Source organism: Levilactobacillus brevis (genome assembly GCA_021383565.1).
GTDB lineage: Bacteria > Bacillota > Bacilli > Lactobacillales > Lactobacillaceae > Levilactobacillus > Levilactobacillus brevis_B.
The window spans coordinates 2,417,756-2,442,988 of sequence record CP079699.1 but is presented as its reverse complement, the minus strand read 5'-3'; the positions used below and the strand labels follow the sequence as shown (position 1 = coordinate 2,442,988).

Genomic DNA, 25,233 nt, shown 5'->3' with positions numbered 1-25,233 from the left:
CGGGTGACTAACGGCTTATAAATTTAGGAATATTAAAGTAAACTGGTTATTTTCTGAAAGTCGTCCTCGTATTCATCTCCGCTGTTATGCCATTGTATCCGTTTTCAAGATGTGCTAAGCTGATCTTGCAATCGTCTCCATTTTTTCACATGAGATGGACCCAATTGTTAAACATACTGACTGTCCATGAAAAGTCGAAAGAATAAATTAATTCTTGTATGCGTTTTCAAAAAGTGCTAGTATGTTGTGGTAAACAACCAACCAACTAAACTTGACTGGTCAATAAGATTACATGAGGTGAGAAACTATGGATTCTGCTTCCAAAGCGTTAGCACAAACTGACGTTAAGCTACCATGGCGTGAGAAGTTCGGTTGGGCAACCGGAGATTTCGCGCAGAACTTGATTTATACCACCATTTCGACGTATCTGCTATTTTTCTACACGAACGTTTATGGTTTACCCGCTGCCGATGCGGCAACGATGTTTTTAGTCGTTCGATTGATTGATGCCATTAACGACCCTATTGTTGGGACAATTGTCGACAAGCACACGACACGTTGGGGAAAGTACCGTGGCTGGTTACTCTACATGTCCATCCCACTGGCCGTCCTCGCGATGCTCTGCTTCCACGTGCCGAACGTTGGCGCTATGGGCAAATTGGTCTACGCTTACGTGACCTATGTTGGCTTATCCGTTATTTACACGACCGTCAACATTCCTTATGGGTCTCTGAATGCCGCAATGACGCGGAACAACAAGGAACTGGTCTCCATGAGTTCCGTCCGGATGCTCTTGGCTAACCTAGGTTCTTTAGCCGTTAGCTTCGGTGTTCCCGTCTTCGTTAAGCTGATTTCCGGCGGTCACTACTCCGGTATTCAATCTCAAAACGGATGGTTCTGGACCATGGTGATCTACGGGATCGCCGGGGCAGCCATTCTCATCTTCTGTTTCAGCCAATCTGTTGAACGGATCAAGATGGCGCCAGAACAGGAATCTAACGTTAAAGTTTCCGATCTGTACCACCAACTGGTTATCAACGGGCCACTCCGGACGTTGGCGCTCTTCTTCATCATCACCTTTGGCTTGATGTCCGTGGTCAACTCCGTTGGGGCTTACTACATGACCTACAACGCCGGCAACCCTGACATGATGCAATGGTATAACCTCTTAGGGACGCTACCAGCCTTCATCGTGGTGCCAATTACACCGTGGTTGAACCGAAAAATCGGGACGCAATGGTTAATGCAAGGAAGTCTAGGTTTGGCTGTCATTGGTTTCGTGATTATGTATGCGGTTCCAGCTACCAACATTACCTGGACCTTCATTGGCCGGACGATTGAAGCCGCTGGGATTATCCTTTCGACTGGATTTCAGTGGGCCTTGGTGCCCCAAGCCATTACTTATGGGGAATGGAAGTCCGGCAAGCGTGAAAACGGAATTATCAACGCCGTCATTGGCTTCTTCTTCAAATTTGGGATGGCCCTCGGTGGTGTTGTTCCAGGCTACGTCTTAGCGGCCTACGGTTTCGTGGCCAATCACCAACAAACCGCACGCAGTCTTGAAGGTATCCGGATGACTACGACGATTATTCCAATCATCGTGACCGTCTTGGCTATGGTTGTCTTCGCCTTCTACCGTCTGACCGACGAAAAGGTTGAAAAGATGAACCAAGAAATTACGGCACGGCACGCTACTGAAAAAGCTGAACAGAATTAAAAGTTACGTCTGAAGAATTGGTATCTGGCTCATGGGGGCTGGGTACCAATTTTTTATTATGATTACCTACACCCGCGTCGCCTGCTGCACCGCCCGCCAGACCGTACTGGTGCTGACCCCGAACTGCTGGGCAATCTCCCGATAGGTGCGTCCCACCGAGCGGAGCTGGCAAAACGTCGCCGTGGTGGGCACCAGCACGTGTGGTGCGGGCCGCGAAACTGATGTGCCCGACACTTCAGCCACCGAGCTCTCGTGGGCTACGGGATACGGTTGCGTTAAGACTAGCGGTTGCGTTTCTTGAATCTTTGCCAGTGCATTGACAACACAGTGAGTGGTTTGCGCATCCCACAGCGCATTGTGTTGATGCGGATTGAAAATATTGAGCAGTCCGGCCACACCATTCAGTGGCAAGAAGTGGTGGGCGTCTTTCTTAGCATGATTACTGCGATTAATGACCAGATTCGTGTAGACACTGCCGTCAAACACCGCAAGCGGCTTGCCCAACAATAGCTGCTCTTCCACCGAGAACTCAGTAAAGTGGACGGCCAAGGCCTGACGCAACAGGCGCAGGTCGTTGCCTTTATCCCAGAAGACCAGCGGCAACTGCCGCGCCACCACCTCATGAATAAAGGCCTTCAACACCGTCGTCGGCTTCGCTTGCGCCTCATAGGCCACCAGTGGCAAGGCGGTCTCTTTTAAGCCCCGTAATTTAAGCGTCGGTGAAAAGTTGGGATGATCTAAATATCGATTAAAGAACAGATCAATCGGCCGGTTACCGGCATAACCGAGCACGGCTAGCTGAAAGATACTGGCTTTTTCTCCCAAAATTGACACCCGCCGTTGCACCAAGCTATCGCCTTGGTGCTGGACACCAAATAAGATGCCAAATTCACAGTCGATCACGGCATAACATTCAGGAATCGTCGTCAAATTGGTAACTTTAGGGAAAACGGCCGCCAACTGTTGCCGAAATTTATCCGTGACGGGAAGCGCCGTCGTCGTGGGTAGACTGTAGCCATTGCGTTCTAACAATGTCGCCACGCTGGAAAGGTCGGCATCCGTCTCGTAGGTCACGATCTTCTTAACGCCCAACGTTAGGGTGTGGCCGGATGTCGATTCAATGACGAAGCGCTGATTGGCATCCCGGGTAATCTGCGTGATCTCACCCCAACTCGCGTAATTCTTAGCGACCACCAGCTGGCCCGACTGCGCCACTTGGCAGATGGGATAGTCCACCACGTAGATAAAGTGATTCTCCTGCGGCAATCGATCCAGCGCCCGCCGCTCCACAAACACAATCCTCGTCGTAGTCCCCAGCTCCCTCCGATTTCTTTGAGTAAGGTAAGCTTACCGGATTTATTTTCAAAAAGCCACCAAAACGATTCATAAAGTTAATTATAAAAATAGTTACATAATTTGACGGCAGACAAAAAGACCTGAGACCGAATAGTCCCAGATCCGACTGCTCGGACAGCTAAAACGCTATCTCAACGATGTCCATTCAAGTAGGTCACCGTATCGTGGCCTAGCCGATTCATCGCCCGATACTGCTGATATTGATTGCCCTGTTGCGCCAGTACCACCACCGTATAGGTCCCGTGCTTCGTTTTAAATAAGCTGGCGTCGTTTTGGACACCTTTGGCCAGAAACTCCCCGGTCTTATTGTAAACTGCGGCCTGCTTGACCCGTTTCGGTAGCTTCGAATGATTCCGACAATGGTGCAATAACGTCATCATTTTTCGATCATAGATTTTACCCAACAACTTATTCTGACTAACCAACGTTAAAAACCACGTCAAGTCCTTGACCGACGTATAGTTGTCATGCCCCCGCCGCAGAGCCTGCGTATCCAACATGTAGCGGCGCAAATGAGACTGATTGAAACCATATTTTTTCATCGTTTGGTTCACGCGCTTGAAGCCGCCTAATCGTTGAATCAGCCGGTTGGTCGCGGCATTATCGAATTGTGAATCATCCGTGCCAGATCGGTCTTAACCGCCCGTGTTAACTTCAGGTGATGGTTTTTAACCTGCCGGAAGATGGTCAGCATCACGTAGACCTTAATTGTGCTGGCCGAGCGCTGACTGCGGACCTTCTGGTTACCCGTCGTTACTGCCAGCGACCGGTCACCAACCCGGGTCACCTTGACGGACCACCGCCCGTGTACCGGCCGCATATCGCGTTTAATCAATCGTTTAATCACCGTCTGTTCATGAGCAATCGTCGTTGCCCGCGCTGTGGTCGCTGGCATCACTAAGCTCAAGCCCAACAACACAGCGACTAATCCCTTTAAATAGCGCATCCTATTCGCCCCATCATTTCATCATTAATATCAAACCGCTTATATTCTACGCCCAAACCGGCAAAAGCCATAGACCCAAAACGGCCATCACCGTGGCAATGATGCCAACCACGATGATGGCCATCGACGCTATTTTAATTACCAATTCAATGAATTTCCGACCAGAACTTCGGGTTGGTGATTGCTCAACAGATAGGCGCGGCCGTTGCCGGCAAAGCTCAACCCTTCGAATTCGCGCTTAGAGGCAAAATGCGTCCAAGTCACGTCTGCGCTGGTCAGATGGCCCTTGCCTGCTAACTTCGCTACCGGCAAGCTAGCAATCGAGTCGTCTGCTACCAGATAGAGACGGTCGTTGTTGGGATTAAAGGCCATACTCTGTACGCAGGTTCCGGGACCGTGCGCCAGAACCTGATTGGTTAACCGAAAGCGCACGTGATTGCGGCTAATCTTTCCTTGATAGATGTAGACGCCCCCACTATCCGGACGAGTCCAGAAGTATGCCCGACCCTGATGGTCAAACGCGAGTACGTGGCCGCCAGGAACCGCAAAGTCTCCTGCACGTAGCCGGAAGCGAATACGGTGGACTGGCTGTAACGTCGCCGCACTCAGCTGCTGAATATAGCCATACTGGTTAACCGGAATCCGTGGTGCCGACTCACGGTCACACCACATGTAGAGCTGATGCGTCTTCCAATTGTAAGCCAGTGACTGGCCGTGGCCTGTGACAAAGGCCGGTCCCACCTTAATGGCCGTTCGAATTCGCTTTTCCTTGGCCGATAGATTGGCTGCCACCGTGTAAACGTCTTGGATTTGATGAGGCGTGGCCTGCAAACTCGCCAATTTCGTCATATTAAACCGAACGATCCGGCCACGATTGTGCCAAGCCGTTGGACAGTACACCACGTACAGGTAGTGGCCCACCACGGCCATACTCTGGGGATCACCCCAAGCCTGATGGTGGTAACCGGGTACCGGCAACAGATATTTCGTAGTGAAGGTAACGGCCGCCCCCTGATCACTCGCAATCGTATTACTGCCGTGTGGATTGGCCGCCTGAGCATATTGACTTGGTACCGTGACAAAGTGAACCTGCGAATCATCCAACGTTCGTCGGGCGACTGGTGCGGCCAATGCCGCCGCACCCTGATTGACTGTCGTCATGGCGTGAGCCGGAACCGTCGCTAAAGCTAACCCGCAGCTCAGGCCCAGGACTAGCGCTCCCCATAAATGAATTCTTCGCATCATCCATCACCCCCCAATATTTTCAATCAGTATAAACTGATTGCTACCAGAGGAGGATTCAGAACATTTATATTTCTCACTCAACTTACTAAATTCTAGCGAATCGGTGTCTACAGCAAGCCACTCAGCACAATTACTGATTTCTCCAGTTCGACCCAATAGTCCCCTACCAGGTCAACCGATTGCTCGTCAAGATCTCCGGATTGTGATTACTCAATAGGTAGGCGCGCCCGTTTTTCGCGAAGGTTAAGCCTTCGAATTCTCGGCGCGGCGTGAAGCGATTCCATTTGATATTCCCCGCCGTCAAATGCCCCTTGCCCTTGAGCTTGGCCACTGGCAAGTTCGCAATCGACCCATCGGCCACCAAATACAATCGGTGGGTTCGTGGGTTATACGCGATGCTCTGTACCCGCGTGCCCGGCCCCTGGCGCAAAACTTGATGTGTCAGCCGAAACTTCACGTGCTTGGCCGTCACCGTGCCTTGATAGAGATAAACACGGTACTTCGATGGCCGCGACCAGAAGTAGGCATGCCCCGCCTGATCGAACGTCAATACGTGGCCACCCGGAACCGCAAACTTCCCGTGTTTCAGCCGAAAACGAACTTGGTGAATTGGCTTGAGCTGACTGCCACTAATCTGCGAAATATAACCGTACTGATTGGTTGGTACCCGGGGCGCCGACTCCCGGTCACACCACATATAGAGCTGATGACGCTTCCAATTGTAAGCCAGCGACTGACCGTGCCCCGTAACAAAGGCTGGCCCCACCTTGATTGCGCTTCGAACTCGCCGAGACAATCGGGCATGAGATACATAAGCCCGTTGAATCGCCTCGGGTGTCGCATGCATGGCGGTTAACTGCCGTAAATCATAGCGCACGATCCGCCCCCGATTCTTCCACGCAGTCGGACAGTAGACTACGTATAAATAACGGCCGATCGTCGTGACACTCTGGGGATTACCCCAAGCTTGATGTCGATACCCCGGATACGGTAGGAGGTATTTGGTCGTAAACGTCACGTGGGCCCCCTGGGTACTCTTAATCTGATTACGCCCGTGTGGGTGCCGGGCTTGCTGATACTTTTTGGGTACTGAGACGTCATGCACGGCGCGATCATTGACGACCCGTAGCCGCCCGACCTGTAAGGCCGACGTCTTTTGATGAACGACGTGATAGGCCTCTGCCGTCATCCCCGGCAGACAGCCTAAAATGACCGCCAATAGTACCACTAATCCCACTCGTAACCTGCTCACATTCAGGTTCCTTTCTTTAGATTATCCTCTCATGAATCAACACCTTTAAGTGTAACGCACCCATACTATCACCACCAAACACCATGTTTCGTTGGGCCAATCACCGTCTTTTTTGCCGCGCCAAGACTTTCAAATTCCACCTTGGAAATTAGTGGCACCGTGGCCGGGTCTTGGTGTACAGTAAAGGGGTACATTTATTTTGAATAAGGGAGTTGGCACATAATGGCAAAAGTTGAAAGTTTTACGTTAGATCACACCGCTGTTAAGGCACCATACGTTCGTTTAATTACGCGCGAAACTGGGACGAAGGGTGACGTTATCTCTAACTTTGATTTACGTCTCGTTCAACCCAACACCAACGCTATCCCAACGGCCGGGTTACATACGATTGAACACTTGTTGGCCGGCTACCTCCGCGACGAAATGAGCGGCGTCATTGACTGCTCACCATTCGGTTGCCGGACTGGTTTCCACTTAATTACTTGGGGGGAACAATCCACCGAAGAAGTTGCCAAAGCCTTGAAGGTTGCCCTTCACCGTATTGCCTTTGACACGGAATGGAAGGATGTCCAAGGGACCGACAAGTACAGCTGTGGGAACTACCGTGATCACAGTCTCTTCTCCGCTAAGGAATGGTGCAAGGATATTCTGGACAAGGGGATTTCTAAGGACCCATTCAAGCGCGAAGTCATTTAGTTGACTTATGCGTGGGACAAAGGGCAATTAGCCGATGGGCATTAAAACTGTCTTTTGGTACACCAGCGTTTAGTCCTGTTTCAAACGCATCACGCTTAAAAAGCGTGGCAACTGGTCGGTTTCATCTGATCGGTTGCCACGTTTTTATTTGTCCTAATCGCTAACTTTTAAAGGTTTCGTTTCAATCCGGTTAAGATCACTAAGAAACCGTGAAAACTAAGCCGCAGTTGCCCCACTTTCACCCGGCATGGCTATACTAGGTTGCGGACTAAGAGATTTAGGGAGGCAACATCATGCAAAATACACCATTACGACAACGACAATTCACGCCCCGGCGGCATCGTCTACGTCGGTGGCTGCTGGTTCTCTGTAGCTTGCTCCTCGTCGGCGGCGGTTTCTATGGCTGGCGGGCTTGGCACAGCGCGCAGGCCACCTTTTCTCACACCTATCAGGCCGATGGGTTGAAACCCAGTAGCACGGCCCTCGCCAGTGGAAAGCCCTTCGCCATTCTCTTGCTGGGAACGGACACGGGCGCACTGGGTCGTCACGACGTTGGGCGGACCGACACCATGATTGTCGCCACCATTAACCCGCAACAGCAGACGGCTAAACTCACCAGTATTCCGCGTGACACGTTGGTTAACATTTACGGCAGCCAACAGGATGAAGAAAAGATCAACGCCGCCTATCCGCTATATGGCGCGAAAACGACCGTTAAAACCGTGGAGCACCTGGTCAATATCCCAATTAGCTACTACGTTCTGCTCAACATGGGCGGCCTAAAGAAAATGATTAACGCGGTAGGCGGTGTGACCGTTAAGCCTTTGTTAACCTTCCACTACGAACAGGCAAACGTGGTCAAGGGCCAATCGATTCACCTCAACGGCGCCAGCGCCCTAGCCTACTCACGAATGCGCGACCAAGATCCGCTAGGCGACTACGGCCGCCAAGCGCGCCAACGGCAAATCATTAAGGCGCTCGTCCTCAAGGAGGCCAGTCTGAGTTCACTGACACGCTACCATTCCGTGCTGGACTCCCTCAGCGATAATCTACAAACGAATCTGACCTTCAACGACCTCATGTGGCTTCGTGCCAAGGACAGCCACACCAGCCGACACATTCAGTCGCAAACGCTACAGGGAGAGAATGCCACACTCAATGGCATCGACTACCAAATTGCCCCGCAAGCCGAGATCAACAAGGTCTCGACCAACCTGCGACAAGCCCTGGGACTATCGCCCAACAGCACGTTTCAAACAGATGCCCTGGATCCATTGGGGTTCTGACGTTTATGGTCTAATTTCTACAAAAGGTCTGCCCACGATGTACGAGCTATCGTGGGCAGACCTTTTTAACTTGCTGTTAGCTATTTGATGTTGCTTCTTTCTGCCGCGCTTGCCAAATGTGCCAGCCAATAATCAAAAAACTGGCATCCCCCAGCAGCGTGCCTAGCCCAATCAGAACGTTACCTGCCGAGGTGACCATCAACCCCGACGTTAGCGGAATCCGTGCTAGCAGTGCTAGCAACGTCGTAATCCACAGACTACCCAGAACGGCGGGTAACCAAGAATTGGGATGTTGCCGATTCTGCCACCAGGCTAATCCGGTGACGACCAAGGCAAAGACGATTAGCGTCAGGCTACCGCCAACCCGCGTCAGATAGACTAGGCCTCGAACCGGAACGAGCCGCGCCGCCAAACTCATCGCCGCCAGTAGGCCCACGATGATAACGAGCCAGCCAGTCAAGCGGCCCCGCGCCGTGAAGCGATGCGTCAACCAGACGCCCAGCCCCATGGCAATGATAAATAGGCCATACTGAACGGCCACCAACAGAAGCTGTAAGGGCACTGCCGGTAGAATCACGCCGGGTAGAATCGTGCCTAACGTAAAGATCAGTAAGGGCGCCAGAAGATCCCAGTTCTGCCACCACGGCCGGGACCGGGGCAGCTTGCCCAAAGCGATGGCTACCGTTGCCGGTCCACCACCCAAATAATCCGCCGCCGTTTGCCCGGCGTCCTGGGCCGCGACCACCTCATCCAATAAATCCCGTAATTCGCGCTGAAGAAAGCCTTCATCCGCGTACTTGGGTTGTTCACGCATCCGTTCAACCAATTTATCCCAGTAGGCTTGGTTTTCCGGATTTAATTTTTGCCGCATCGCTGCGTTTTGTTTAATAATCGTTGCGATTCGCGCCACGCCAGCCACTCCCTTCACTAAAGTTGTCTGGTTCCATGATAAGGAAGTTCGTGGTAAAACACCACTGATTTCTGCATTTCAGCGTAAATACAGGCCCCACCAGAGTCCACCGGCGGCCAATATCAGGCCACCGACAACGCTCAGGAATAAATACCCGATCATGGCCCCAAAACGCCGTTGATCGACCAACATGACCACCTCATGGCTAAACGTGGAGAAGGTCGTGAAGCCTCCCAAGATACCCGTACCTAAAAGGACCATAACGCCGTGATCCAGCTGATAGCCCATGAGGCCCCCGAGGAGCAGACACCCCAACCAATTAATCAGTAGGGTCGCTAACGGCCAGTGCTGTCCATACAATCGGGTGACCAAGCGCGTCGTAGCGTAACGCCCCAACGCACCCACGGCCGTACCTAGTCCAGCGATCCCAACCATCATGCTCGGGTCACCGGTAATTGCCACCAGCGGCGGGCACTCCAGACCCCAAAGCCGCTTAACACGAGTCCGCCAATGAGCGTCACGACAACGTATACGCTCGCCGTTAACCAAGCTTGCGTCTGCAGCAAGCGTACTGTATCCACGCTAAATGTGGAGAAGGTCGTGAACGCCCCGAGTCCCCCGACGCCCAGCCCCACCGACAGGGCGTTGGGCCATTTATCGGTGAGCGTCTCTGCGTGCGATAGCCAGGCGAGTACGCCACTTCCAACCAGATTAACCACGACCGTTGCCCAGGGAAAGCCAGCGGTGACGGGTAAGATCGTTCCTAACCAATACCGACAGCCCCCACCAACAAAGGCAAAGCCAATGATTGCGATAATTTTTGCCAACGTCACATCCCCTTTACAAAATATCTCTGATTATACCAAAAAAGCCGCCACAATGGGCGACTTCAGTAAATCAATGCGTTTTAACGACTAAATCTAGGGCGGCTTGGAGCTCGGCCTGTTGCTGGTCATCAAGCTGGTCTTTCGCCACGCACTGTCTGACGTTCTCCGCAACTACGACACCCATCATCCGCTCAACACCCGAGCGAACGGCCGCAAGCTGGGTCAGAATGTCTTGGCAGTCACGACCCTCATCAACCATCTTGAGAATTCCTTGCAATTGACCATCCGCACGCCGCAGCCGGTTTTTCAGCTGATTCGACGTTGTTTGAACCATTAGGCGGTCACCTCAGCGACTTTTTCGTCAATATACTTCTTCAAGGCTGACTTGGGGTGAAAACCCACAACCTTTTCCGTTGGCATCCCGTTCTTGAAGATGACCAGTGAAGGAATACTCATGATTCCCAGCGACTGCGCCAGCTCCTGATTTTGATCGACATCTAACGAGGCAAACTTCACTTGATCGCCGTAGTCGCGGTCAAGTTCTTCTAAGACCGGCGTCTGCATCTTACATGGCCCACACCAGTCGGCCCAAAAGTCCACTACCGTCACGGCCGTATCGTCACCAACGTGCTCAAAGTCCTTACTTGTAATTGCTTGCATACTTTCCAGTCTCCTTGATAATAAAATTGAATGTGCTAAGTATACCCCCGAGGGTATATCTTGTCTAGCATTTTGCTTTCACCAAAAAAGCCCGGGAATTAATCCCGAGCTCAAACTTGTTAAACCACCAATTTTAAATTTAGACGTTTTCCGGATCTTCATCCACACCGGCCGTTAACCGCGGATGATTGTTGCCACGCTTGGTTTCCTTTTCAACCGCCATCTGTGCCACTAAGTTCAGGTAGTTGAATGGCGCATCGAAGTTCGGATTAAACAGCATGTCCACAAAAGCTAGGTCATCAATCGTATTGCGATTTTGAATGGCGATCGACATGGCGTTGGCGGATTGGGCCACCTCATGTTGACTCAGGAATTGTGCCCCCAAGATCCGCCGATTTTCCCGGTTGTAAACCAAGTTGATGGTCAAATCATCCGTCGATGGCATGTAATCCGGTCGCCAAGTTCCTTGGTACGTAACCTGATCGGCATCATAACCAGAACGTAGAGCGTGATCAATAGTCAAACCGGTTGAAGCCAGCGTCCGCCCAAAGATTTGCATGGCAGAGGTGGCTTGCGTTCCCATGTATTTCTGAATGTTGCCAAAAATATTAATCCCGGCCAACATCCCTTGCCGCACGGCGTTAGTCGCCAGTGGCGTGTAGGCTGGTTTGCCAGTTGGGTTGAAGTTAACCACACTGGCATCTCCGCAGGCAAAGATGTCGGGGTTAGAGGACTGAACGTAATCGTTGATAATGATGGCACCGTGCCGATCCATGTCAACTTGTCCTCGCAACAATTCCGTATTCGGTACAAACCCGGTGCAGACAACCGCCAGGTCCGCCGTGAAATCGCCGTCCGTGGTTTCGATAATCAATTGTCCATTTTCATCCCCCGTAAAGGAGGTCACCCGGTGGTTCAACATGACCTTAACGCCGTTGTCTTCCAATAAGCTCACCACGTGGTCGGATAATTCCTTGTCGACGTAGTGGTTCAGGATGATATCCCGTGACTGTAGCAACTGAACGTCGTGCCCAGTTCGTGCATAACTCTCAGCAAGTTCGGTCCCGATATAACCGGCCCCAACAATGGCAATCCGTTTATTGCCCTTAGCCGCTTTATCAATGGCCACCGCTTGCTCGTAGTTTTTGCACATCATTACTTTATCTTCATCAATCCCAAAGATTGGTGGAACAGTCACCGTTGAGCCGGTGGCCATAATTAACTTGTCATAAGTATCCGTGGACAGGTCCCCAGTATCCATGTCCACCACATCCAACGATTTATTTTCTGAATCAATCTTAATCACGTTGTGCCGCGTTAACACCTTGGCTCCCGCTTCAGCCAGTGCTTCTGGCGAAGAATAGAACATATCTTCAAGGTGCTTAACTTGTCCATCCAAGAACAGTGAAATCCCGCAAGAAAGGAACGAAACGTTCGTGTGCCGTTCGTAAATGGTCACGTCGGTCTCTGGATGATCCCGCAAAATTTGGAGCGCCGCATTTGTACCAGCGTGTGTACTACCAACAATGATGACTTTCATGTTTACCCTCCTACATGAAAAACGATTCTAACGGTAGTCTACTAGAAAGTTAGCGAAAGATAAATGACTTCGCCTCGGAAAAACCCGAAATAGCGGTAAAACCCTCACACTTCACGAAAAATGACGGACGAGCGTGCATCATGCACTAGATATTTTATGTAATTACTTATAATGCGATTATAATTTCCATTATTTGTAAGCGATATCCTCCAAATCCCCGTAAGGCTCATTACCACTGTCCTTATTTTACCAGTTTGTTCGGCTTTTAGGGACTGTCGATACCGTAATTCATCTTATCCCTTATTAAATTAGTTGGTTTAAACCGTTTACAAACCGTTTTTGCCTGTAACAGTTTGTCCTTATCAGCCTATAAATAAAGGCTTGCTACCGGTTGCCTCAGCGTCTTCAGTTCGGCCAGTTCGAACACCCTACTAACAATTAATTTCAATTTATAACCACTTAACTGGAACAGTCACATTTAGCTTGCGTATCCACTAATCGGCGATTATGATGACTATAGTTAGTTCGTGATACGTTCTGACCTTAAGCACTGTGATAGATGATAGGAATCACTGTCTATAGATGCACTCCCCCCAAAACAAGTGATTTATTAACAGATTCCTAATGAGGTCCCGAGTAATCCGCATGTTACTCGGGGCTTTTCTTATGTTCTAAAACGGCCATGACCACAGTCATGACCGTTTTTTATTTGCTTTGATTCTTAGGCCGTCCGTTGCGCCTTAACGTACTGAATCAACCGCTGACCCAGAAAAGGAATCGCTAAGAGTGCCAAGAATAGCCAGGTGAAGTTATTCCGGACAAACGGCGTGTTGCCGAAGAAGTATCCGACCGCACAGCAACTCCCCACCCAAAGGAGGCTGCCTAGCAGATTGTAAAACCGAAATTGCCGCCAGGTCATGTCAACCGTCCCCGCCATAATTGGGACAAATAACCCCACAAAGGGAATGAAGCGACCGATTAGCATGGTCTGGTCTTGATTTCGATTGAACGCCGCCGTGGCCTGCGCCACCTTTTGGTCCGGTAGCCGTTCGATTAACTTGTCTTGATAATTGTGCCACCGAATTGTGGTGAGGTACTTAATGGCCGACCCCAGCGTGGCCGCCAACGTAAACATCAAGACCAACAGCCAGATGTTCAGTTGCGACCGCGGATTTGCCGAGATTGAGCCCACCATGAAGAGGAGCGATTGACCCGGAATAAACGAGAAGATCAGCATGCCTGATTCCAAGAAAATCAAAAAGAAAAGCACCGGATAAATCCCCGTTCCCAGCTGATTCGTTAAGGGTACCAACACATTCAAGGGATGCCAAATCATATCCCAAATTTCGAATAAAACCGTCATACCGAAGCTCCCTTTTTTCTAGTCGGTTGTCGGCAGGCCACCGCCGCCACAACCACCATTGCTACTTTTCCCAACCTCTACCCACGCTTTAGTCGAGATTGTCCGGTTCATTGTTGCTAATATTCCGGAAATACCGACCCCAAAACGGCCATTCAACGGCTTAACTGTTCACGTTTTGGGGGAAGCATTTCCAACAATTCGCTAGTGCACCAATTAACGGCTGACTGGGCGGTAGTCCAGGCTAACTCTATGATTCAATCACTAATTCGTATGAACAATTAACAGGTGATTCTCCCGCCATAATCGCCATATTACACCGTTAGAGCACCATTCTCCCGTCTTTCAAAATCAACTCGTCAATGCCAACACGCGGGTCACCGCAGAGCTGGTCTCTCAATTCGCCGAAAGTGTCGCCGAAATTTAGCGTTACTCGCCCGCCCTTCCATTATACGGGGAATTTTTGAAAAGTCAGGTGGTTTCACTCCAAAAGAAAGGTCACTCCCCCATGCAATATGTCGCGAAACGTTGCAGTTATCACCTTTTTGACGATGAAATCATCCGTAGATTTAACATTTATTTAACGCATGTTATTTTTCGGTGGCTGACTAATGAACAGCCAAAAGTGTTGCCACGCAAGGGATAATCCAGTTATTAGTAAATTTATGGAACCAATCAATTGCACCCAAAGAGCGAAGGCGTTACACTACAAGCAAGTTAGTAACCAATGACTGTTGCTAGCTGGGTTGTACCAAATTCTTATTACTCTTTTTACGGGCAGCAAGTAGCACTCCCCCAAAGTATCTATATCCTGCTCGTATCCCCCCTCAAGCCGCGATAGCACAGTTATCGTGGCTTTTTTATTGGTCTGAAGGTTTGCGTATCCGGATCAGGATTTTTAAACGCAAAAGCTTTAAATTCAAATTAAAAGGGAGAAGTGCTGACACCTCTCCCTTACAAATCAGGCTAAATTTGCGACGTGCTAGATGACTTAATCCAGCACCTGCACGCCGACACCAATCAAACCGGGGCCCGTGTGGACACCCAGCGCGGGGGAAACATCGCCCGCATACCACTGCAAGACGTTCGGATGAGCTGCCTGTAGCTTCGCTAGGACCGTCGCCCGTAGCTCCGGATTGACCCCGTCACAGACCGCCACGTTGACGCGTTTGGCATCTCCGATAGCGTCGTTGACCAACGCCAATAGCTTGGTAATCGTGCGCTTTTCGCCCCGAACCTTCGCGATGGGATAGTAGATGCCCTCATCGTCACAGGAAATGATGGGCTTAACGTTTAACAAGGTACCGGCCATGCCAGCCACCTTGCCGATCCGACCGCCGGCTTGCAGGTACTTTAAAGAGGGGACGTAGAAGAAGACCTTGGTCTGCGCCGTCACCCGTTCCACCTCGTCAACGATCTCTTGGAAAGGCCGGCCCTCAGACCGCAGTTTAGCCGCATAAATAGCCGCAAAGCCGCTACCAATTCCCACACTACGGGTATTGACCACGTGGACGGTTAAATCCGTGTCAGCGGCTAACAGCTGGGTTTCCTGGTAGGTCCCCGAAAGTCCCGCCGAGATACAAACCGCGATGACGTGGGTGTAGCCGGAAGCTTGAATCCGGTTCAACGCCTCCAGGATATGTTTCCCCGTTGGACTAGCCGTCGTCGCCTTCTCCGTCGCCTGCCGCCGGTAAAATTCCGCCGGGGTGATGGTGACACGGTCCTCGTAAGCACGGTCTCGAAAAATAACGTTCATGGGCATTAGGGCCATGTCAGCCGCCTCCAGAACATCCGCTGGCACGTCAGAACATGAGTCCACTAAAATTGCAATCTTTTCTTGTGGCATGGGTGTTACCTCGTTTCTCCTAGTATCGTTCTTGGATAATAATCGTTATTATAACGCAACTATCTAGTTTTGAAAACTAGATCATCTGCCGTTAGTTCCATATGTACCCTTACCAAGCAGAAAACTTGCGGACGCCCCTACAGTATTTTCGCCGATCACCAATCATTTCGACCCCAATAAAAAATTTTTTAACACTTGCCAGTTAAGGTCCAGCTAATCCTGCAATTAGTTCAGTGAGAGTCCTTTCCCGTTTCGCCTTCATTTCGACCACTTGCGTCAGGATGCACATTGTCAATCACCGCAACCATGAAACCGGAACCAGACCAAATTCCATCCTCCTTTTCGACCGAAAGCCTGTCGCCTGATGACCCCCAAGAAAATCCGGTTTCCGTATATAAATATTTTTTTGGAGTCCCAAAACTTCAGCCCTACAAGGTTGACATTGCGGCTAAATAGCCTATACTTACGGTTGGAATTGAAGTGAGTGATCGACATCAGTTTTCCGATTTTGCTCTTATTTGCACCATCTATTACTGGTTCCGACCACGCTTTTACCAGGAAAGACAGAAGTCAATCGACTACCTGAATTTCTAAGCCAATAGAAAAGAGGGATTTTATGAAAAATCATGAAACCGACCCAAAGTCCAAGCACCATATGATCGAGTCCACTGGCAACGACCAGAAGAGTCTCGACGAAGTCAATGGTACCGTTGAAGTGCCGCAAAATGCGGGCTTCTGGAGAACCCTAATGGCCTATACGGGCCCCGGCGCCTTAATTGCCGTAGGGTATATGGACCCCGGGAACTGGATCACGTCAATCGCTGGTGGTGCGCAATATAAATACGCCTTGCTGACTGTTGTCTTACTTTCCAGTCTGGTTGCCATGTTGTTACAGGCCATGTCGGCACGGTTGGGGATTGTTACGGGTAAGGATCTCGCCCAACTCACGCGAGAACGTACCGGTAAGAAGACCGGACTGTTCCTCTGGATTGTCACCGAACTGGCTATTATGGCGACGGATATTGCCGAAATTATCGGGTCCGCGATTGCCTTAAAGCTATTATTCGGTTTCCCATTAATTGTCGGGCTGATTATTACGGCCGCCGACGTCTTGATTCTGTTAGTTTTGATGAAGTTGGGCTTCCGTAAGATTGAAGCTATCGTGGCGACCTTGGTTGCCGTCATCCTCTTCGTCTTCCTCTACGAAGTCATCTTAGCCAAGCCGGAAGTTACCCAAATGCTCGAAGGTTACCTGCCATCTAGCGCCATTGTGACCAACCACGGTATGCTATACCTGACCTTAGGGATTGTCGGGGCAACGGTGATGCCCCATGACTTGTATCTGGGGTCATCAATTTCTCAAACGCGGAACTTCGACCGCAGTGACCGCAAGAGTGTGGCCAAGGCCATCAAGTTCACCACGATTGATTCCAACATTCAGCTGACCATCGCGTTTGTCGTCAACAGTCTGTTACTGATCTTGGGGGCTGCCCTCTTCTTCGGTACCAACAGTGAGCTGGGACGGTTCGTCGACTTGTTCAACGCGTTAAGCGATAACCAAGTCGTTGGCGCCATCGCCAGTCCACTACTCAGTATGCTGTTTGCCCTAGCCCTGTTGGCTTCCGGGCAAAGTTCCACCATCACTGGGACGCTGGCTGGTCAGATTATCATGGAAGGTTTCATCAACTTGAAGATGCCACTCTGGGCCCAACGGCTCCTGACGCGGTTGCTTTCCGTGACGCCAGTTATTATCTTCGCCGTGATTTACCACGGTAATGAAGCCAAGATTGAAGATCTCTTGACCTCCTCGCAGGTGTTCTTGAGTATCGCGTTGCCATTTGCCATGATTCCGCTGGTGCTCTTCACCAGTAACAAGGAACTGATGGGTGAATTCGCCAACAAGACGTGGTCTAAGATTCTCGGCTGGATCATCGCCGTCATCCTCATTATTTTAAATGTTTACCTGATTCTCAATACCCTAGGCATTACCGCCTAGAACGGACACTCGACTTGCAAAAGTCGGGTGTTTTTTTGACTTCTCGCGCATGGCCGGGTATAACTAAAGCAATATCACCCGAAGCGAAGTGTTCTCCCATGAAATCCCGTCTACTGACTACTTTATCCACTCACCTGATGACGCCGGTCGTTAGTGATGCCCCGGCGCTATTTGCGTTGATCGACCAAGATCGCGCGAACCTAGCGCGCTGGATGCCGCGTACCGCTAACATTCAGTCCGTCGCAGACGAAGCGGCCTTTCTCCTCAAATCACGTGAGCGGATTGCCGCCAATCAATTCTGGCTGGCCGTTATCTGGGTGGGTAGCCATCCCGCCGGTACGATTGACCTCCATGCCTTCAAGGACGGTCACGCCGAGGTGGGCTACTGGCTGGGCCGTGACTTTCAGGGCCGCGGCATCATGCCCCACGTGTTGGGTATCGTGGAGAACGTGGCCTTCAACCAACTCGGCCTGCACAAACTGGAATTGCTGATTGCGACCGCCAATACCCGGAGTCAAGCGGTGGCCTTACGTCGGGGCTTCCACCAGGATGCAATCCTCCGCGAACACCTGCTGACGGCGACCGGTGATTATGACGACGCCATCGTTTATTCGAAATTAAAACACGACCGCTAGTCTTCAAAGGAGGCCGAGCATATGTTGACGCAAAACATCTCTCCTACCATTCAGCTCAAAGCACCGGCACTCACCGACGCACCGGCACTCTTCGCCTGTATCGCGGCCGACCGTGAGAACCTATCCCGCTGGTTGCCCTGGGTAGCGACCACCCGCGCAGTCGCTGACGAAGACGCCTTTCTCAAATACTGTCAAAACCGAATCGCCACGCAACAGCTGTGGCTCGCCGTCATCTGGGTGGCGGGTCAGCCCGCTGGCATGATTGACCTCCATGATTTTCGCGATCATCAGGCTGAAGTCGGTTACTGGCTAGGCCACGATTCCCGGGAGCAAGGCGTCATGACCCGTTGTCTGGCGGCCGTCGAAGCGGTGGCCTTTCACGACCTCGGTCTGCACGTCATCGATATTCTAGTCGACCCGCAGAATCTAGCCAGTCGTGCGGTGGCCGAACGTCGCGGTTTCCACCAAGATGGGATTTTGCGTGAGCACCTTCCCTCAGTTCGCGGTGGCTATCAAGACGCGGTGACCTATTCAAAATTAAGTCGAGAATTCACCCCCTGAGCGTAAACAAAAGGGCTGAGAAAAAATCTCAGTCCTTTTTGATAGCTTTTACTAATTTTGTAATGGCTTAAGCGCGTTGACCACCATCAACCGTGAATTCGGCACCGTTGGCGAAGCCCGATTCGTCGCTCCCCAAGTAGACACAAACCTCACCGATATCCTGAGGCTTGCCCAAATGGCCGACTGGGACGGTCTTCACAATCTGTTCACGAGCGGCATCTGGGATAATCGCCGTGTCAATCCAGCCGGGATGAACGGAGTTAACCCGAATATCCACGCCACGTTGGGCCAGGTTCAGCGCCGTGGCATGCGTCAACAGGCGACTCCCCCCTTTACTTGCGGAGTAGGCTGGCGCCATCGGTAAACCAACCAGACCGGCAACGGAGGACACGTTAATGATGGACCCCTTGGCGTCATTGGTCTTTTGCATGGCCTTGATAGCGGCCTTTTCACCCAAGAAGTTGGCCGTCAAGTTGATGTCGATCACCTTTTGCCATTCTTCCAGGGGTAAGTCTTCAATGGCGGTGTTGACGCCACCGATACCGGCATTGTTGACCAAGATATCCAGCTTGCCAAACTTGGCAATCGTGGCGTCAATCACCTTCTGCCAATCCGCTTCCTTGGCAACATCTTGTTGGACGAAAAGACTGACATCGTCACCGAACTTTTCGACGGCGGCGTGTCCACCATCGACATTATGGTTGGCCGTGACGACGACTTTAGCCCCTTCGCGCACGTAGCATTCGGCAATACCTAAACCAATACCGGCTACCCCACCGGTAATAATTGCAACTTTACCCTTTAAACGATCTGTCATCTTAAAATCATCCTTTCGCTGTTCCTTATTGTTCAGAATATCACATTGCGTCAATCTAGGAAAATGTTTTGCCTAAATCATTGTGGGAATTCATGATCTGGCGACTGGAGCGTATTCGTGACCTTTCAACCAGTCAACAAATACAAAAGGCCCGGACAATTTCCCCGGGCCAGTCAGTCGTTCAGTTTGATTTAAAACTTATGGGGTAAGACCAAGCCACCAAATTCATTGTCGTTTGGCCGGTCGCGCTTCACCACTAATTCCTGGTTGACGAAGCTGGAAATCCCCGTTTGACCTAATTCGCGACCAAACCCAGACTTCTTCACGCCACCGAATTCCAATTCCGGCAGGGAGCTAAAGAAGGTGTTCACGAAGACCATTCCCGTTTCAATCTGAGAAGCCAATTCTGCCCCATATTCGGCGCTACCGGCAAAGACAATACCACCCAACCCGTAGTCAGAATCGTTGGCCAACGCCACGGCTTCTGCGTCGTCCTTAACCTTGTAGACCTGTGCCACCGGTCCGAACATTTCCTTACCATAGGCCGGATTGTCCTTGGCGATATCCGTCAAAATCGTTGGCATGAAGAACTGACCATCGCTGTCAATCGGTTCGTGGACGTAGTAGGCGGTGGCCCCACCGGCTAACGCGGCATCCACTTGGTCTTGCAGATGTAATTTGGCCTTCTTAGAATTCATTGGCGCTAATGTCGTGTTCGGGTCCATCGGATCGCCCATCTTCACGGCGGAGAAGGCATCCTTCAAGGCTTCAAGAAATTCGTCATAGTGATTTTCAGTCACAATAAACCGCTTAGACGAGGTGCAGACCTGGCCGGCATTGTAGAGCCGGGCCCGGGGCGCAATCGCCTTCACGTCGTCCATATTGGCGTCATGTGCCACGATAAAGGCGTCCGTCCCACCCAATTCCATGGTATTCTTCTTCAGGTACTTGCCGGCGACCTCGGCCACGGCCACACCGCCCCGTTCTGAACCAGTCAGTGCGACCCCTTGGACCCGTTTGTCGGCCACGACCTGAGAGACTTGGTCATAGGACAAGAAAAGATTGGTCAACGCGCCAGCGGGTGCCCCCGCTCGGCGGACAGCATCCTCAAAAGCCAACGCCGAGGCCGGCGTAATCGCGGCGTGTTTGAACACAATGGGGTCGCCCACGGCAAAGTTTGGCGCGAAGATCCGCATCATTTGGTAATACGGAAAGTTCCACGGTTCTACCGCCATCAAGACCCCCAGAGGATGGTTCTCCAGCTGGGCGTCACCGGCGATCGTCTCAATTGCCCGTGGCTTCAACAATTCCTCGGCATGGTCGGCGTAATATTCCGCAATGTCCGCACACAAAATAACTTCACCCTGTGCTTCGACAAAGAGCTTCCCCATGTCGACCGTCAGAACCTTCGCCAGACTGTCCGTCTCATCCTTAAAAATCTTCGCTAATTTACGCAAAACCGGAATGCGCGTCGCAACGGGGTCATTCCGCCATTTCTTGTAGAGTGCCTGCGCATACGCTAGACTCTCCTCAACGTATTCGGGAGTCGCATCCTCATAGGTCTTCACAACTTCATTGGTATAGGGATTCGTGGTTTGATAAGCCATTCTGGTTTCCTCCTTACGGGATTGTTCGCATTCACAATGTAACCCTTTACATTTCGTACTATACGCGGACGAAGCCACGAATGCCAGCATTTAGATTGTGATTGTTTAAACATTTTCAGCTTGTGAATTTGCCCATTTATTTTGTCACTTCACAATTGACAGTTTAAAAATTGGTCTACCACTAACTTATCGGGTGCAAATAAAAATGGATGTCCAATCTGGCCGCAACCAGCGTTGAACATCCATTTTCTTTCTGTCTTGTTAACTCAACTTCCAACGGTCCAGAATCCCGTTGAACAGACGGTTGGCCGTCGTCATTTGATCCAAAACCGTCCGGGGGGTCGCGGTAAAGTTATCGTTCGCCCACTTATTAATAATTCCCAACGCGCCAGCAGCGATAAACTCCGCGGACGTGTCGATCACGTCTTCCTTTAAGTAACGGTACTCGGGCATTGCATGCAGCAAAATTGACAATCGTGAAGCCACAAACTCGTTCATAGATTGACGCCAAACGCCATCATCATAAGGATAAGCGTTCAGGAAAATCTTGGAATTTTCGGCAATCCGTTCCAGCAATTGAATTGTGGCCGGACGCCAGTTTTCCAAGGTTAATGCTGTCGGTTGTTCGCGACGTGGTGCTTCCACGATAAAGTGTTGATAGACAAAGGCTAACAACTCGTATTTATCGGCGAAGTAGTAATAGAACGTCTTTCGATGAACTTCCGCTTCATCCGCGATCTCACGGACCGTAATCTTATCAAACGTATTGTGGTTCAACAACGAAGCCAAGGCCTCCGCAATTCGCTCCTTAGTTTCCGATGCAGCCATCGTGATACCTCCAATCATTCACACACCATTTAAATTTATGTTTTATGTGATTCTAGCAATCCCCCCAGAAAACCAGAATCTTAGACTAATCTCCCAAGCTGACTAAAATTATACGCGTCTTCCGGTGAGAAGAAACCCTTTTCGCGAAAAAAAATTAGTGACTTGCTGAGTAATTACATCTATCAATAGTGCTACTAATTTAGCTTTTAAACAGCCTTGATTATAGCATATCTACCGGTACATTGTACGATACTTTTGTGCACAATAGGTAAGAAATCCGAAACTTTTTTCGAAAATGCCTAATTTTTTTCGAGAACTACCCGATCACTTCCCGCAGATAGACACCCTTCTAGTCGTAAGAGCGTTTTCTTCCGAGTTAGGCCACCCGCATAGCCAACCAGTTCACCCGTTTGACCAATCACACGATGACAGGGAATGACCACACTAATCGGATTGTGACCAACTGCATTTCCCATGGCGCGGGCGCCGGGGTTATGGCCAATCATAGGCGTCACCAGCGCGGCGAGTTCGCCATACGTCCGCACCTCACCATATGGGATTGTTCGTAACACCGACCAGACGGCCTCACGTAGCGCAGTCCCCGTTGGCTTAACCGGGAAAGCTACGGTTGGGTGTTGGCCCGCAAAATAAGCTGTCAACCACTCTGCTAGCTGGTCAAAAATTGGCAAGTCACCGGCCAGCGTCGTCGCCGGCAAGGTACTCCCGTAATAGTGTTGATCCGTAAACCACAAGCCGGTTAACGCCGTACCGTCGCTAGCCGCTGTAATCGGTCCCAATGGCGTCATGAGCTGTTTTTGTCGCATCGTTTGATCACCCTTTTCGTTTAATTTTAGCATTAAAAAAGCGGGTAGGCTAATATTGCCTACTCGCTTGGTCAAAGTTGTCCGAATTTTAATGATAGAGGTCGAAGCGTCCCTTGCTAAAGACGGTGCTCAGGTGGGCACTTTCCAGAATGGATCGGTCGGTAATGACTTTCTTCAAGGCCGAGGCTGGATAGCCCTTCACCTTACGATTGTTGCTGAAGATTTCACCGATACCATCCCGATCACTCAGCGAAGCCACCGTCCCAACGGACTTGTAAACGAATGGCCGGGTCTCATGACCACGTAGCTGCAGGCCAATGTTCTTGGCCGCTTGTGCACCCGCGGCCAATGCGATCTGGGCCGTCGTTGGGTATGGCCGATCGCTGTCAGGATCCATGACGGCCGCAACGTCTCCAACAACGTAAACTTCTGGATGGCCATCGAGTGACAGGTCGTCCTTAACCACAATCCGATTACGCCGCTGTTCGAAGCCGGAATCGGCAATCACGTGCGAGCCACTGACCCCCACGGTCCACACAATGGTGTTGGCCGCTTGTTCGTGCTGTCCACCCTCGCTATCCGTGTAGACCACGGCGCCCGGCTTAATTTCTTCGATGTTGGCGCCTAACTTCATCTCGACATCATGCTTCGCCATGAACCGCATGGCATATTCCGCCAGCGACTTGTCAAACATCGGCAGGATGGCTGGTGACCGTTCCAAGCAGACCAGCTTGATCGCTGGCGTGTTGTAGCGCGTCTGTAATTTCGGTAGGGATTGGGTTAATTCACCCAAGAGTTCAATCCCCGTGAAGCCGGCCCCACACACCGCAACCACCAAGTCATTCGGGTCCTGCGTCTGCGCGTAACTCTTGACCCGTTCTTCAATATGCTGGTAAACGGCTTCGGACGTCTCGAGATCATCCATCGGGAGCGCATTTTCTTCGGCGCCCTTCAGACCAAACGTTTCGGACTGGAAGCCCAGCGCTAATACCAAATAGTCGTAGGTAATCGGCTCATGGTTTTTCAGTGTCACTTTCTTTTGGTCAACATCCACATTGGTGACGGCATCTTGAATAAAGTCGACCCGACTGCCAATCACATCATTGATTTCGTAGGTGATCCGATCGGGCGCAATGGTTCCCGCTGCCACTTCATGCAGGTTAGTCTTCTCTGCGTGCGTCCCCGTTTTATCTACCAAAATAATCTCGTCTTCACTGGGAACTTCCCGCTGTAAAAACTTAATTGCCCGCATGCCGGCATAGCCACCGCCAAGAACTAAAATCGTTGCCATTGTAAACGACCCCTTTTCTGCTATAGTTCCCTAATGCCCGATTAGCTCGTTAACACTTCAGTTAGTTAAAACAGTTACATTTTTAACCAAACATTCACTCCCCCCGAAGGGACCGGTGGACCTGCTAATCGTTAGGGATGATTTACTTCTATTATACGAGTTATCAAGCGAAAAGCCATTGATAACGGTTTACAAATTTTTTCATAATTAGTGCGGCCCGAAACGGCGACAATTCGCGGCCGCTAACCCCTATCAATTCGCCATTTTGCGACGATCACCCGCGATTAGCGAGTCGCCTGAGCTGAAATTTCGGGGCAAAACCTTTAAGGTGGAAGTTAGTTAAGTGAACGAGATTTAGGAGGTTTTTTACATGACAACATTAATTATTGGTGCGCACGGCCACGTTGGCCAACATATCGTCCAGCAACTCGCCGCAACGGGTGAAAAAGTCTACGCAGGCATTCGCTCGGCAACCCAGTCTGACACCATCACGGCCCTCGGCGGCCAACCTCGGATCGTTGATCTCATGGGGTCGGCCGACGCCATGGTTCCGGCCATGGCTGGGGTGGACACCGTCATCTTCTCCGCAGGTTCTGGCGGCAGTACCGGCGATGATATGACCCTAAACATTGATCTGGATGGCGCGATCAAGTCCATGATTGCCACCGAAAAGGCCGGTATCAAGCGTTTTATCATCGTCAGCGCCATGGGAACCGACGACCGGTCCTTCTGGAGCAAATCCGGCATTCGCCCCTACTACGTCGCTAAATATTACGCCGATCAGTGGCTCCAACACCGGACTAACTTGGACTACACCATCGTTCGGCCGGGTGCGCTGACCAACGACGCCCCCACCGGCAAGATTACGCTGGATACAGCCAACAGCGATACGAAGTCGATCAGCCGCGAAGATGTTGCGGCCGCAGTTGTCGCCGTGGTCAAGCATCCCCTGCCACACCGAATCTTTGAATTGGTCACGGGCGATACACCTATCGCCGACGCACTCAAGTAAAAGTAGAATTTGTGAGAGACC

Annotated in this window: 23 protein-coding genes and 1 pseudogene; 7 read left to right on the top strand and 17 right to left on the bottom strand. The window is 50.9% G+C overall.

Annotated elements, in window-relative coordinates; genetic code table 11:
- Positions 1-307: 307 nt before the first annotated feature.
- Complete coding sequence (locus KB236_11305) at positions 308-1,717, top strand: MFS transporter (protein ID UIF29084.1); 1,410 nt, start codon at positions 308-310, stop codon at positions 1,715-1,717.
- Positions 1,718-1,783: 66 nt separating this feature from the next.
- On the opposite strand, the gene KB236_11300 is transcribed toward KB236_11305, so the two are convergent.
- From KB236_11300 to KB236_11285, 4 genes and pseudogenes are all read right to left on the bottom strand, one after another.
- Positions 1,784-3,013, bottom strand: coding sequence for a helix-turn-helix domain-containing protein (locus KB236_11300; protein UIF29083.1), 1,230 nt, complete (start codon positions 3,011-3,013; stop codon positions 1,784-1,786).
- A gap of 191 nt (positions 3,014-3,204) precedes the next feature.
- Positions 3,205-4,019 (bottom strand): annotated as a pseudogene (locus KB236_11295) (class A beta-lactamase-related serine hydrolase).
- Between the two features lie 138 nt (positions 4,020-4,157).
- Positions 4,158-5,261, bottom strand: coding sequence for a hypothetical protein (locus tag KB236_11290; protein ID UIF30367.1), 1,104 nt, complete (start codon positions 5,259-5,261; stop codon positions 4,158-4,160).
- A gap of 166 nt (positions 5,262-5,427) precedes the next feature.
- A complete protein-coding gene (locus KB236_11285; GenBank protein UIF30366.1) occupies positions 5,428-6,522 on the bottom strand; it encodes a hypothetical protein in 1,095 nt (364 codons plus the stop codon).
- A 216-nt stretch (positions 6,523-6,738) separates the two neighbouring features.
- On the opposite strand from KB236_11285, the gene KB236_11280 reads away from it, so the two are divergent.
- Both KB236_11280 and KB236_11275 read left to right on the top strand, forming a co-directional pair.
- Positions 6,739-7,212 carry an S-ribosylhomocysteine lyase gene (locus KB236_11280; protein UIF29082.1) on the top strand — a complete coding sequence of 158 codons (474 nt, stop codon included), beginning with the start codon at positions 6,739-6,741 and terminating at the stop codon, positions 7,210-7,212.
- A gap of 293 nt (positions 7,213-7,505) precedes the next feature.
- The gene (locus KB236_11275) at positions 7,506-8,498 is read left to right on the top strand and encodes an LCP family protein (protein ID UIF29081.1); all 993 of its coding nucleotides are present in this window, start codon (positions 7,506-7,508) and stop codon (positions 8,496-8,498) included.
- Positions 8,499-8,574: 76 nt separating this feature from the next.
- On the opposite strand, the gene KB236_11270 is transcribed toward KB236_11275, so the two are convergent.
- From KB236_11270 to KB236_11235, 8 genes are all read right to left on the bottom strand, one after another.
- Positions 8,575-9,408: a hypothetical protein gene (locus tag KB236_11270; GenBank protein ID UIF29080.1), complete on the bottom strand. Its 834-nt coding sequence runs from the start codon at positions 9,406-9,408 to the stop codon at positions 8,575-8,577.
- Positions 9,409-9,486: 78 nt separating this feature from the next.
- Positions 9,487-9,843, bottom strand: coding sequence for a CrcB family protein (locus tag KB236_11265; protein ID UIF30365.1), 357 nt, complete (start codon positions 9,841-9,843; stop codon positions 9,487-9,489).
- Entirely contained in the window at positions 9,843-10,235 is a 393-nt protein-coding gene (locus tag KB236_11260) for a CrcB family protein (GenBank protein ID UIF29079.1), read from the bottom strand. The genes KB236_11265 and KB236_11260 overlap by 1 nt, the downstream gene beginning before the upstream one ends.
- Before the next feature lie 70 nt (positions 10,236-10,305).
- The gene (locus KB236_11255; GenBank protein ID UIF29078.1) at positions 10,306-10,569 is read right to left on the bottom strand and encodes a metal-sensitive transcriptional regulator; all 264 of its coding nucleotides are present in this window, start codon (positions 10,567-10,569) and stop codon (positions 10,306-10,308) included.
- Positions 10,569-10,895 (bottom strand): thioredoxin, encoded by a 327-nt coding sequence (trxA, locus tag KB236_11250; GenBank protein ID UIF29077.1) that lies wholly within the window; start codon positions 10,893-10,895, stop codon positions 10,569-10,571. The genes KB236_11255 and trxA overlap by 1 nt, the downstream gene beginning before the upstream one ends.
- Positions 10,896-11,034: 139 nt before the next feature.
- Entirely contained in the window at positions 11,035-12,435 is a 1,401-nt protein-coding gene (locus KB236_11245; GenBank protein UIF29076.1) for an FAD-dependent oxidoreductase, read from the bottom strand.
- Positions 12,436-13,156: 721 nt separating this feature from the next.
- The gene (locus KB236_11240; protein UIF29075.1) at positions 13,157-13,798 is read right to left on the bottom strand and encodes a VTT domain-containing protein; all 642 of its coding nucleotides are present in this window, start codon (positions 13,796-13,798) and stop codon (positions 13,157-13,159) included.
- Between the two features lie 988 nt (positions 13,799-14,786).
- Entirely contained in the window at positions 14,787-15,641 is an 855-nt protein-coding gene (locus KB236_11235; GenBank protein ID UIF29074.1) for a DegV family protein, read from the bottom strand.
- A gap of 616 nt (positions 15,642-16,257) precedes the next feature.
- Here KB236_11235 and KB236_11230 point away from each other — a divergent pair.
- The 3 genes from KB236_11230 to KB236_11220 all read left to right on the top strand — a co-directional run bounded on the left by KB236_11230 (position 16,258) and on the right by KB236_11220 (position 18,833).
- Complete coding sequence (locus tag KB236_11230) at positions 16,258-17,637, top strand: Nramp family divalent metal transporter (protein ID UIF29073.1); 1,380 nt, start codon at positions 16,258-16,260, stop codon at positions 17,635-17,637.
- Positions 17,638-17,735: 98 nt separating this feature from the next.
- Complete coding sequence (locus tag KB236_11225) at positions 17,736-18,272, top strand: GNAT family N-acetyltransferase (GenBank protein ID UIF29072.1); 537 nt, start codon at positions 17,736-17,738, stop codon at positions 18,270-18,272.
- A 21-nt stretch (positions 18,273-18,293) separates the two neighbouring features.
- Complete coding sequence (locus KB236_11220; GenBank protein UIF29071.1) at positions 18,294-18,833, top strand: GNAT family N-acetyltransferase; 540 nt, start codon at positions 18,294-18,296, stop codon at positions 18,831-18,833.
- Positions 18,834-18,900: 67 nt separating this feature from the next.
- Here KB236_11220 and KB236_11215 read toward each other — a convergent pair whose 3' ends face one another.
- From KB236_11215 to KB236_11195, 5 genes are all read right to left on the bottom strand, one after another.
- On the bottom strand, positions 18,901-19,650 hold the full coding sequence (locus KB236_11215) for a glucose 1-dehydrogenase (protein UIF29070.1): 750 nt from the start codon (positions 19,648-19,650) through the stop codon (positions 18,901-18,903).
- Between the two features lie 191 nt (positions 19,651-19,841).
- On the bottom strand, positions 19,842-21,257 hold the full coding sequence (locus KB236_11210; protein UIF29069.1) for an NAD-dependent succinate-semialdehyde dehydrogenase: 1,416 nt from the start codon (positions 21,255-21,257) through the stop codon (positions 19,842-19,844).
- Positions 21,258-21,518: 261 nt separating this feature from the next.
- Entirely contained in the window at positions 21,519-22,085 is a 567-nt protein-coding gene (locus KB236_11205; protein UIF29068.1) for a TetR/AcrR family transcriptional regulator, read from the bottom strand.
- Between the two features lie 299 nt (positions 22,086-22,384).
- On the bottom strand, positions 22,385-22,909 hold the full coding sequence (locus KB236_11200) for a methylated-DNA--[protein]-cysteine S-methyltransferase (GenBank protein UIF29067.1): 525 nt from the start codon (positions 22,907-22,909) through the stop codon (positions 22,385-22,387).
- An 88-nt stretch (positions 22,910-22,997) separates the two neighbouring features.
- On the bottom strand, positions 22,998-24,200 hold the full coding sequence (locus tag KB236_11195) for an NAD(P)/FAD-dependent oxidoreductase (GenBank protein ID UIF29066.1): 1,203 nt from the start codon (positions 24,198-24,200) through the stop codon (positions 22,998-23,000).
- A gap of 370 nt (positions 24,201-24,570) precedes the next feature.
- Between KB236_11195 and KB236_11190 the strand changes: the two genes are divergently transcribed.
- On the top strand, positions 24,571-25,212 hold the full coding sequence (locus KB236_11190) for an SDR family oxidoreductase (protein UIF29065.1): 642 nt from the start codon (positions 24,571-24,573) through the stop codon (positions 25,210-25,212).
- Positions 25,213-25,233 lie beyond the last annotated feature (21 nt).